The following is an 11,118-nucleotide window of genomic DNA, read 5'->3' as shown; positions in this document are numbered from 1 at the left end:
CAAATTAAGCATCAACAATCCGAGCAGTTACTCTCTGTTACAGTGCAATCACTTTGTCGTCGTCTAGCCATTCCTTAGCCAGTACACGCTCATTTTCGCCAAAGACTTTAACCGGACAAGGCAACATAAAAGCTAACGTATTGACCATAGTCCCAAGCATTTGCGTATCCGCAATCATCACTACCCGCGCGAAATCACTGAAATGGAACACACTGAGTAAAGCATCGTCCCAAAGTGCTCCAACTGTAACACCCATAAAATCAGCACTAAATTCATACCATAAACGAATACAAGCATGATCCAATAACTTTGCTTCAATGGCCGGAAACAAAATGGTTTCAATATCCTGATGCGTTACCTGACCGGAAACAGCAATGGTTAATAAATCATCGGCATAGCTAGGACATATGGTTAACATTATGCATCTCCCTTCGTATATCACCCAAAAATATCGTTATAGAGTAAAGATATACCCTGTAAGCAAAGATGCTTAAACAACTGGTGATTTTTCTACGGCTCGGAAAGCAAAATAAGCAGAGTGATAGCTTATCTCCCCTAACCACATAGGCTTTTGTGCGAATATCGACAGAAAACAGAAAAATGAGCACAAAGGGTTGTTACTAACAACGGCAATCAATCCAGCGTGAAGAGACAAGCCATGATGGAAAAACCAATATGCAATTGCTGAAGGCAAGGAACGGGATTAAAACACGACTTCAATTCCCAAGAGCTAACGATAAGCAATGGGAGTAAGAGTAACCCGATGACTAGCCTCAAACATTAAGCATGGGATTGAAATTTTGCGATCTCTTGATCAAATAAATTTTTGATGAGTCCTGAAAATTCAGTGATAAACAGCGTTTGCTCAGGTGTTGCCCTATGATTGGCTACAGAGGCGAGAATTTCCTCGAGATCATACACAATGGCATCGACCTCACGGATAATGGTATTACGCTCACTAAAGGAGAGTGACGGATTTTGACCACAGACCATAATAATCTGCGCGGATAATTGTTCCTCAAACAATTCCATCACAGTATCGTCGGACACATTTTGGGTATCAGGCGTTTCGAACAAGCCAAGATGCTCAGTCAAATACTGGATTAAATGCATGTAACCGTCTTTATCTGTGACCATTTTTAACCCTTAAAACAACTAAATCGAGCGCCATTAAGGACACTGTTAACATCTAAAAAGCCTCAACATCCACCCATTAAGTGGTCAGTATGAGCATTATACGTCAGCCACCTCATAACCTTATCTTAAATACAACAGCTGACGTATTGATCTAAACCAATCTTATTGTTGTTACTGAGTTAAGGTTAGTACAAACGACACCGGAACGGCTTGGCTAATACTAGATAAACCTGCAATATCACGCAACTTATCAACCCCAGCAACCAAGCCAAATTCATTGGCATTGATAATTATCGGCTGAAAACTACTAACCATCAGTTTATTATCAGATACTTTGGTCAAAATTACCGAAAAAGTTTTTGTTTGCTGTTTTCCATGCAGGGCAATTTTGCCCTCGATGTCAACAACCTTTGACTCATCCACGGCAAGCGCTTTGAGCATTTGACTATCGACTTGGGCACTCAAGTTAAGTTCAGGATACAGTGACACTTCAAACAATAAGTGCTGCATACGCTCATCACGCACATCAATACCCGTTGCTACGCTTATCAGCGAAATTGTTAGCTCAAATTGGCCAGTATCCTTCAGAGTACCTTTTAGCTGCTTAAAATGATGAACCTCAGCAATATCCCCTTTTTTTACCGACACGAAACTGACCCTAGAATCCTGCTCAATCACTTGCCATTGGGCAACGGAGCTGAAGCTGATCAACGTCGATAATGCCGCGATTCCTATCCATTTATTCATCGTATCCATCCTCAATTGTGAGTTGTAAGACCCAGCAGCAGCTCCTTGTTATGAAGTACAAAGCTGCCCAGCACTTAGCAAACCGTGACAAAGATCACCTAAGCTTCACTAAAGATACTCTTTTTATTGATTAGCGACCAGTGAACTATCATTTAACCCGCACAAGCCATTTGTCTAAACTATTGGCAAAAGCCTGCTTATCGGCCGCAGACAAAGTATCAGGTCCACCTGTATGTACACCCGATGAACGTAAATCTTCCATAAAATCACGCATCGTAAGCTTTTGGCGAATATTGTCAGTGGTGTAGAGTTCACCGCGGGGGTTGAGCGCCAGCGCGCCCTTTTCGATCACTTGCGCCGCCAACGGGATATCGGCAGTGATGACTAAATGTGTGGCCTCAACATGGTCGACAATGTATTGATCCGCCACATCAAAGCCTGAGCCAACACGCACTTGACTGATATACGGTGACGGTGGCACCCGTAGCATTTGGTTCGCCACCAGCACTAGCGGCAGCGCCTTTCGCTCAGCTGCACGAAATAAAATCTCTTTAATTGGGTTTGGGCAAGCATCGGCATCCACCCAAATCTTATACTGTTCCACATTAAGCTCCTAAAGCCATTAGGGTGCTAAACGGTCAATCATCCATTCATCCGCTTGGCGAGTGTAGAGAAAGCGGTCATGCAGGCGATGCTCTCCACCTTGCCAAAACTCAATACTTGACGGCTTAACTAAGTAACCGCCCCAAAAGCTCGGCAATGGTACATCACCCTTAGCAAATTTCGCTTTCATTTCAAAGAACTTACCTTCGAGCACTTGTCTGGCACTCAGTTTGCTCGACTGCTGCGACACCCAAGCGGCAATCTGGCTATCCTTGGGGCGGGTCATAAAGTATTTCAGCACTTCGGCGGTAGAAAGCGGCTGCGCCTCACCGAGAATAGACACTTGGCGTTCAATCGGATGCCAAGGAAAATGTAGACTCACTTTATTATTGGCCGCAATCTGCTGTGCCTTGCGACTGCCCAAGTTAGTGAAGAACACAAACCCCGTTTCATCAAAACGCTTTAACAGTACAATTCGTTGAAAAGGTTGGCCATGTTCATCCACTGTGGCAACACACATCGCGGTAGGATCAGTTAACTGCGCATCTCTGGCTTGTGTCATCCACAATTCAAATAACTGCATCGGGTTTTGGGGTAAATCGGCGCGTCTTAAGCCACCTTTGGTGTATTCACGGCGAATATCACTGAGATCTGTCATAGGTTTTCCTTTTTATAAGCGCACAATGATTGCTATCTGTGCAATCTGCGGATAGATCAAGTTTATCATGGCTCCGCCAGAAAACCGCGCCCAACCAAGATGAACCCTCAACAAAAACGCCTTGCTAAGCAAGGCGTTTTACTCATCAAATCAAACTCGCATTAGGTATTGGCAGCGAGCAGCGCGAGCAATTCGTCTTCGCCAATCACCTTCACGCCAAGCTCCTGCGCTTTGGAAAGCTTAGAACCCGCTGCTTCGCCCGCCACTAAACAATCGGTATTTTTCGATACACTGCCCGCTACTTTGGCGCCTAAGGCCTGTAACTGCGCCTTAGCATCGTTACGGTTGAGTTGATTTAAGGTACCCGTTAACACCCAAGTCTGCCCTTTCAATGGCTGCTCATCGGCACTTGGCGCTGCAATCGCAGGCCAGTTGACACCAGCCGCAATCAAAGCATCGATCACCTCTAGGTTATGGGGCTGAGCAAAGAAATGCGCTACGTGCTGGGCAACGACTTCACCAATATCTTCAACTTGAATGAGTTGCTCAATGGTAGCTACGCGCAGTGCCTCTAGACTACCAAAGTGAGTCGCAAGGTTCGCCGCCGTGGCCTCCCCCACCTCTCGAATGCCTAAGGCATAGAGGAAACGAGGCAAAGTCGTGGTTTTAGCCGCTTCAATCGCCAGCGCGAGATTGGTGGCCGACTTCATTCCCATACGGTCCAGCATAGTCATCATAGAGGCGGTGAGTTTAAATAAGTCCGCCGAGCTTTGAACCAACTCCTTATCAATCAACTGCTCAACAATTTTATCGCCCATGCCGTCGATATCTAATGCCTTGCGGGAGGCAAAATGTTTGATCGCCTCTTTACGCTGGGCCTCACAGAATAAGCCGCCGCTACAACGCGCCACGGCCTCACCTTCTAATCGCTCAACCAAACTGCCACAAACGGGGCAATGTTGTGGGAAGGCAATCGCCTTAGCATCTTCAGGGCGACGCTCTGGCACTATGGCCACAATTTGCGGGATCACATCGCCGGCGCGGCGGATAATCACGGTATCGCCCACCATCACACCTAAACGCTCGATTTCATCGGCATTGTGCAAAGTGGCGTTCGATACCGTCACGCCGCCGACAAACACAGGTTTTAGGCGCGCAACAGGAGTCACCGCGCCAGTGCGGCCCACTTGAAAATCTACGCCTTCGAGCAGGGTCATTTCTTCCTGCGCGGGGAATTTATAGGCAATCGCCCAACGGGGTGATTTGGCCACAAACCCTAAGGTTTGCTGCTGGGCGATATCGTTCACCTTCATTACCACACCATCGATTTCAAAGGGTAAATCGCTGCGGCGAGTCAATATATCTTGATAGTAGGCAAAGACTTGGCTGAGTTCGTCGCAGACTTTGATCTCGCTACTGACTGGTAGCCCCCATGATTTAAGTTGCTGCAATTGCTCATAATGCGTCTTAGCTAACTCGTGGGAAGTCGGCTCCACCACACCTAAGGCGTAGGCATAAAAAGACAGCGCCCGTGACGCGGTAATTTTACTGTCGAGCTGACGTAAGCTGCCCGCTGCCGCATTACGCGGATTCACAAACAGTTTTTCATCCTTTAAGCGTGCACGCTCATTTAGCGCCTCAAATGCCGCCTTGGGCATAAAGGCTTCGCCGCGCACTTCAACCAATTCGGGATAGTTGTCACCGCGCAGTTTGAGCGGAATCGACTTAATGGTTTTAACGTTTTCAGTAATATCCTCACCCACAGTGCCATCGCCACGGGTCGCGGCGCGTTCAAGCACCCCATTGCGATACAAAATACTCACCGCCAAACCATCGAGTTTCGGCTCACAGCAAAAACTCACTTGCCCCACTCTGTCGCTGACACGCTTATGAAATGCGCTAAAGTCCACCTCATCGAAGGCATTATCAAGACTTAACATGGGTTTAAGGTGAGTAATTTGTTCAAACTTTGCCAGCGCCATGCCGCCCACTCTTTGGGTGGGCGAATCGGCAGCAACAAACTGAGGATACTCGGCCTCAAGCTGTTTCAGCCGCTGCATTAATCTGTCGTATTCTGAGTCAGTAATGCTTGGCGCATCGTCGACATAATAACGAATATTGTGTTCATTCAGAGATTGGCAGAGCGCCTGCATCAATGGCTGCGCATTTTCCGACGTAACAGCTTGTGAAAGCAGTTCAGATAGGCGTTTATCGAGTTGAATGTCTTGCATATTCATTATCCAGAATTCTTAAGCATCAAAAAGTTGCAAAAAATGAGGCCGCATTTAGCGGCCCCATCTGTCCATCACCGCGGTCTCGCGGCGGTGCATTAAGCGTTTGCGCGAATGCGGTGTAAATAATCTTGCTTAGTAAACTCGCCCCAAGGTTGACGCTGACCATCGAGCACAACCGCGTCGATATCATCCGCCAATTGGCGCGCCGAGTTAAGCATGATAGAGAAATTCATTAGCGCATCACCGTAGCAAGGTAAAGTCATAAAGAACACCACGCCTTGGGTGCTGAATTGCTCCATATTGTCTGGGTCAAAAACACCAGGTTTTACCATATTAGCAATGGAGAACAACACCTTACCATTACCAGCATTATCCACATGACGATGGAAAATATTCATATCGCCATATTTAAAGTTAAGGGTTAAGAAGCAAGGTAATAATTCTGCACCATTAAGTTGCTGACCTTCTTTCGCCACTACGTGCAGTACGAGTACATCACGTGGTTCACCTAAATCATCATCGGCCTGTTCAACGGCTTGAGGTTGCTCTTCTTCATACGCCTCTTCATCATCAAACAACGCGGTTTGGGTGGGCATTTGCACTTGGGCACGTTGCTCTTCAGCCGCCTTTTGCGCCACTATCGCCGCATGGGATTGGCCAACGTGAGCTTGATTTAAATGCGCTGTATGGCTTTGCAATACTGGCTCTTGGCGCGATGCTTTAGGGCCGCGGTGTTGCTCTTTCACACTCGGTGATTGCAAATTAAAGTCGGGCTGCGCCATGCTTGGTTCTTGCTTAAACAGTGGTTTAGGTTCAACTTGAACGGGTTCCACTGGTTGCAGTTGTGCTTTGGCTTCTTGCTTTAAATAAGGGTTAAACGCAGGTGCCTCTGGGGTATGAGCTTCATTCGCTTTACGAACTCTGACCGCGCCAATACCATCGGCGTCGAAACCATCGGCATCAATACGCTTGGGGGCAGCCTCGCCACGCTCTGCCTGCTTTTTGTAGAAATTGCCCATCGGACTATCTTTCAATGACTTAGGCTGTTGTCTTCTGATAGACCAAAATCCATGCACCAGCACAGCAACTATGGCTATGGCGCCTAAAACGAACAAAACTAGTTGCAAATCTTCCATTGGTTACCCTGTCTTTCTTCTAGTTATCACGCGTCGGCCATCGCCACCGCTTGCTCTAAATCTACTGCGACTATACGGGATACACCCGGCTCATGCATAGTCACACCGATAAGTTGATCAGCCATCTCCATCGTAATTTTGTTATGGCTGATATAGATAAACTGTACGCTCTGCGACATCTCCTTCAATAATCGGCAGAAACGTTCTACGTTGGCATCGTCTAAGGGCGCATCCACTTCGTCTAACATACAGAAGGGAGCTGGATTCAACCTGAAAATCGCGAATACCAATGATAAAGCCGTTAGGGCTTTTTCACCACCGGAAAGAAGATGGATTGTGCTGTTCTTCTTACCTGGCGGCTGGGCCATGATGGTCACGCCCGTTTCTAATAAATCATCTTCCGTTAGCGCAAGGTAAGCACGCCCGCCACCAAACACCTTGGGGAACAATCGCCCTAAATCCTCGTTGACTGCATCAAATGTGGCTTTAAAGCGGGTGCGGGTCTCCTTGTCGATTTTACGAATGGCTTCTTCTAGTGTTGCAAGCCCTTTATTGAGATCTTCATCTTGATGATCCAAATAGGATTTTCGCTCACTTTGTTGCTCAAATTCTTCGATCGCCGCGAGGTTTATCGCACCTAAACGGATAATTTTTTGGCGGATCTGATCCAAATCACGCTGCCACTTGTCTGGCTGACCATCGCTAGGCAGTGAATCAATCACCTGAGCAAGCACAATTTGCTGTTCCGCCAGGGCTGCCAACTGGCTGTCAGCCTGCCCTTTTAATCCCTCACGACGTAACTTTAACGTGCTGAGGCTTTGAGTCAAGCCCTCAAGCTTACCAAGCTCTTGTTTTTGCTTTAATCCTATACTGTTTAGCGTTTCAGTGAGCGAACTTTGTTGTGCCCTGAGCGTTTTAAGTGCCTGTTGCTGACTCTGTTGCTGATTGAGTAGCTGCGCCAGTTGTTCACTCAGCTTTGCCGTTTGCTGATCACCCTGCTGTGCGACAACACTGGCAAGCTGGGCTGACAGTGTTTCCTGTGAGTGGACTAATTCACTGACACGGACCCGCTGTAATTCAATTTGTTCTGTGCTCACCGCCATCCGAGTGGTGACCGATTGCAGACTGGCATTGAGGCTCGCTAAGCGGCGCTCGGCATCGCTAATTTGTGCCTTTAGCGCTTGGTGACGGGCTAAATCCCCTTGGGCTTCAAGGCTTTGTTGTTGCTGTTTCTCAAGGCTTAACGCTAGCGCCTCCGCCAATTCATCCTCTTGTTCCGAAAGCAGCATTAACTGCTCAGCCAGCTCGGCTAACTCATTTCGCGTTCGCGCAACGGTTTCTGCTAGTTGTCCCCGTTTAACTTCGCGCTGCTTGGCCTGGGCCTCTGCGTTATTAAGCTGGGTAGATTTGGTGGCTTTATCGAGCTGTAATTGGTGTAAGCGTTTGATACCTTGGCTTAAGCTGTCACGCACTTGGGTTAATTGCTGCGCCAACGCATCGAGCTTTGACTGCTGTATTACCCGCGCCTGCTCACACTCATTAATCGCTTCGCTTAATTGAGTTTGTTCTTTACTCAGTTGCACTAACGATTGGCTATTGTCTTGTTTGGCAATCAAAAAACCTTTGCCAAGCAGATAACCATCAGCGGTCACTATTCGCTCATCGGCCGCCAAGCTCGCCACTTGTGCTTGTGCGCTGGCCAGATTATCGGCCCATTTAAGTCCCTTAAGCCAAGGGGCAAGGTTCAATTTGGCCCCTAAGATGGGAGAGCCATCCAGATGCGCATCCGCCGCCAAGGCAGCATCGGCATAAAACCCTATATCATTAGCGTCAACGCCCACGGGTAGCGTCATTAATCCCTGCAGCGCCAGCTCTGCCGCGGCTTCCCAGCCGTTTTCGACTTGAATGCTTTGCCACAGCTGCGGCTTATCACTTAACTCTTCTTGTTTTGCCAGCCATTGTTCAACCAGTTCGAAGCGCGCCCGCATCGAAGTTAAACGCTGCGATAATTGCTCAAACTCACCTCGCGCAACATCTAACGCGTGAGTATCGGTAGCCAGAGTGGATTCAAACTCTTGATTAATTTCAACTTGTTCAGCTAATGCTTGCTCTAACTGGGTAATCTCGTCATTGAGTGATGCGCTGTTATCTTCAAGGGCATGCTCATTGAGTGAGGCTAACTCTTGCTGTTGTTCTTGATGTAACTGGGTTTTATGGGCATTTAATTGTTGCTGATGCGCCAGTTTGCTGCGGTGTAATTCTAATTGTAGCTTATGCTGAGCGGCGGCCGCCGCCAGCACTCTGGCGCTTTCACTCTGTGCCTCACTGCGCGAAACACTCATCTCCCATTGGGCTTGCAGCTCATCCATCATTTCCTGCTGCAATTCATGTTGCGGCGCAAGTTGGCTAAGCTCTGCCTCCAGCGCTTGAAAACTGGCTTGATAAGCGGCTAATTTGGCTTGGTTTTGGGTGATTTGCTCGCTCAATTGCTCGAGCTGAGTATGTAGCTGGGCGTCGCGCTGCTTTTGGCTCTGTAACTGTTGCTCTAACTTAGCAATCTCAGTACCCGTTAGATAATAGGCTTCGACCGCCTGCTGCTCTTGCTCGGCTAACTGTGAAAGCGTAACTTGCAGCTCAGTGCTTTCTAACTCACTCGTTTGCGCTAAGGATTGCGCTGCCGCTTGTTGCAGCTCGAGCGAGCTAATCTGCTCCGATAAACTCGTCATCTGGCTTTGCAGCTCTTGGTAGCGCATCACCAGCAATTCAGCATGGGTTTTACGCTCAGCCTGCTTTAGCTCGCGATATTGTGTTGCGGCTTTAGCCTGCTGACTGAGCTTTTCCAGTTGTTTGGCTAACTCACTGCGAATATCCCCTAAACGCTCTAGGTTTTCACGGGTGTGACGAATACGATTTTCCGTTTCACGCCGCCGTTCTTTATAGCGAGAAATCCCCGCAGCTTCTTCAATAAAAGTACGTAAATCCTGCGGTTTCGATTCGATTAAACGTGAAATTGTGCCCTGCTCGATAATGGCGTAACTGCGCGGCCCAAGCCCTGTACCCATAAATAGATCGGTGATGTCTTTGCGGCGACACTTTTGGCCGTTGAGAAAATACCAAGATTCACCGTCACGGCTCACCTGACGCTTGACCGAGATTTCTTCATAACTGGCATATTGGCCCGCTAGGCGGCCCTCTTTGTTTTCAAACACCAGTTCAACGCCCGCCACAGACACGGGTTTACGGGCGCTGGAGCCGTTAAAAATCACGTCACTCATGGAGTCGCCGCGCAAATGCTTTGCCGAGCTTTCGCCTAGCACCCAGCGCACAGCGTCAATCACGTTCGATTTACCGCAGCCATTTGGGCCAATAATGGCGCTTAATGCCTGTAAAAACGGAATTTTGGTGGGTTCGACAAACGACTTAAAGCCGGCAAGTTTTATTTGTTTTAATCTCATAGTGCCAGTTAGCGCGTCTCAGTTTAAAAAGCCATCAGGGCGATGGCAGATATCGGTGCAGGCCAATATTAGCCCGAGTCGTGTCATAGAATTCTGAGGCCAACTTTAACAAAGCAAGCCGCATTTTGTAACGCTTTTTATTGAATTCATGCGGCTTTTAGCTTGTCATCTCGCGACGAGTTGATCACAATCGCAGTTATCTGTCTCCCGCGCTGTATCTCAACTTTATTGGAATGACGATATGACACAGAAATTTCCCTCGCCCTCACAGGCTAAAAGTGGTGTGAATTATTTTCTCGATGGCTTTGGTTTGATTACACGTAAAGGTCTTCGTACTTTTGTATTTATTCCTTTAATGATTAACCTGTTACTTTTTGCCGCCGTAATTTATGTGGCTGTCGGTCAGCTCGATCTGCTCTTTACTTGGATGAATGCCCAGCTCCCAGAATATTTAAGCTGGCTTAACTTTCTGCTCTGGCCGCTGGCGGTTGTCACTATGTTGGTGATGCTAGCCTTTGTGTTTAGCTCAGTGATGAACTGGCTAGCCGCGCCTTTTAATGGCTTACTGGCCGAAAAGGTTGAACAACTATTAACCGGCAAACCCATGCATACCGGTTCAGGCATGGACTTAGTCAAAGACTTACCGCGCATTCTTGGCCGTGAATGGATCAAACTGAAATACTATCTGCCCCGTGCATTGGTATTTTTACTGCTATTTTTAGTGCCAATGGTCGGGCAAACCTTGGCGCCTATTCTGTGGTTTTTATTCAGTGCTTGGATGATGGCGATTCAATACTGCGACTATCCCTTCGATAACCACAAGGTGAGCTTCAAGGATATGCGCTTTGCACTGAATCAAACCCGCGGCACCAGTTTCAGCTTTGGCGCAACAGTGACACTGTTTTCGATGATCCCTGTGGTGAACTTTATTGTGATGCCTGTGGCAATTTGTGGTGCCACCGCCATGTGGGTCGATAAGTACCGTGAAGCCTACCGTAATCCTGTGGTCGCACCTGAATAATCCTCCTTATCGCACTGGATGCATGCCATCCAGTGCGCTTTGGCTCTAACTCAATCCAATTTAAATACAATCCTTGTAACAATTACTCATTCTTGTTAACTCAAAACTTCTGGCACACTGCGCGTAA

General features: G+C 47.7%; 9 protein-coding genes. 1 reads left to right on the top strand and 8 read right to left on the bottom strand.

Annotation, left to right across the window (positions count from 1 at the left end; translation table 11 throughout):
* Positions 1-37: 37 nt before the first annotated feature.
* The 8 genes from CEQ32_RS02030 to smc form a co-directional block, all read right to left on the bottom strand.
* The gene (locus CEQ32_RS02030) at positions 38-418 is read right to left on the bottom strand and encodes an STAS/SEC14 domain-containing protein (RefSeq protein ID WP_037426761.1); all 381 of its coding nucleotides are present in this window, start codon (positions 416-418) and stop codon (positions 38-40) included.
* A gap of 362 nt (positions 419-780) precedes the next feature.
* Positions 781-1,137, bottom strand: coding sequence for a DUF3802 family protein (locus CEQ32_RS02025; RefSeq protein ID WP_037419846.1), 357 nt, complete (start codon positions 1,135-1,137; stop codon positions 781-783).
* Between the two features lie 171 nt (positions 1,138-1,308).
* Complete coding sequence (locus tag CEQ32_RS02020; protein WP_088586934.1) at positions 1,309-1,884, bottom strand: YceI family protein; 576 nt, start codon at positions 1,882-1,884, stop codon at positions 1,309-1,311.
* Positions 1,885-2,032: 148 nt separating this feature from the next.
* Positions 2,033-2,488 (bottom strand): YaiI/YqxD family protein, encoded by a 456-nt coding sequence (locus tag CEQ32_RS02015; RefSeq protein ID WP_055648128.1) that lies wholly within the window; start codon positions 2,486-2,488, stop codon positions 2,033-2,035.
* An 18-nt stretch (positions 2,489-2,506) separates the two neighbouring features.
* Positions 2,507-3,145 carry a pyridoxamine 5'-phosphate oxidase gene (pdxH, locus tag CEQ32_RS02010; protein ID WP_047535211.1) on the bottom strand — a complete coding sequence of 213 codons (639 nt, stop codon included), beginning with the start codon at positions 3,143-3,145 and terminating at the stop codon, positions 2,507-2,509.
* Between the two features lie 161 nt (positions 3,146-3,306).
* Positions 3,307-5,376 (bottom strand): NAD-dependent DNA ligase LigA, encoded by a 2,070-nt coding sequence (ligA, locus tag CEQ32_RS02005; RefSeq protein ID WP_088585432.1) that lies wholly within the window; start codon positions 5,374-5,376, stop codon positions 3,307-3,309.
* A gap of 98 nt (positions 5,377-5,474) precedes the next feature.
* Positions 5,475-6,515: a cell division protein ZipA gene (gene zipA, locus CEQ32_RS02000; protein ID WP_088585431.1), complete on the bottom strand. Its 1,041-nt coding sequence runs from the start codon at positions 6,513-6,515 to the stop codon at positions 5,475-5,477.
* A 26-nt stretch (positions 6,516-6,541) separates the two neighbouring features.
* A complete protein-coding gene (gene smc / locus CEQ32_RS01995) occupies positions 6,542-9,970 on the bottom strand; it encodes a chromosome segregation protein SMC (protein WP_088585430.1) in 3,429 nt (1,142 codons plus the stop codon).
* A 241-nt stretch (positions 9,971-10,211) separates the two neighbouring features.
* On the opposite strand from smc, the gene cysZ reads away from it, so the two are divergent.
* Complete coding sequence (gene cysZ / locus CEQ32_RS01990; RefSeq protein ID WP_037426752.1) at positions 10,212-10,991, top strand: sulfate transporter CysZ; 780 nt, start codon at positions 10,212-10,214, stop codon at positions 10,989-10,991.
* The last annotated feature ends 127 nt before the right edge of the window (positions 10,992-11,118 follow it).

This window comes from Shewanella sp. FDAARGOS_354, assembly GCF_002209245.2.
In the GTDB taxonomy this organism is placed as follows: domain Bacteria; phylum Pseudomonadota; class Gammaproteobacteria; order Enterobacterales; family Shewanellaceae; genus Shewanella; species Shewanella xiamenensis.
This window is presented reverse-complemented; position numbering and strand designations above follow the sequence as displayed.

What these genes read in the sequence shown, in the direction of transcription:
- pdxH (WP_047535211.1), bottom strand. Translation starts at nt 3,145, where the DNA reads ATGACAGATCTCAGTGATATTCGCCGTGAATACACCAAAGGTGGCTTA.
- CEQ32_RS02030 (WP_037426761.1), bottom strand. Translation starts at nt 418, where the DNA reads ATGTTAACCATATGTCCTAGCTATGCCGATGATTTATTAACCATTGCT.
- CEQ32_RS02020 (WP_088586934.1), bottom strand. Translation starts at nt 1,884, where the DNA reads ATGAATAAATGGATAGGAATCGCGGCATTATCGACGTTGATCAGCTTC.
- CEQ32_RS02025 (WP_037419846.1), bottom strand. Translation starts at nt 1,137, where the DNA reads ATGGTCACAGATAAAGACGGTTACATGCATTTAATCCAGTATTTGACT.
- ligA (WP_088585432.1), bottom strand. Translation starts at nt 5,376, where the DNA reads ATGCAAGACATTCAACTCGATAAACGCCTATCTGAACTGCTTTCACAA.
- cysZ (WP_037426752.1), top strand. Translation starts at nt 10,212, where the DNA reads ATGACACAGAAATTTCCCTCGCCCTCACAGGCTAAAAGTGGTGTGAAT.
- smc (WP_088585430.1), bottom strand. Translation starts at nt 9,970, where the DNA reads ATGAGATTAAAACAAATAAAACTTGCCGGCTTTAAGTCGTTTGTCGAA.
- zipA (WP_088585431.1), bottom strand. Translation starts at nt 6,515, where the DNA reads ATGGAAGATTTGCAACTAGTTTTGTTCGTTTTAGGCGCCATAGCCATA.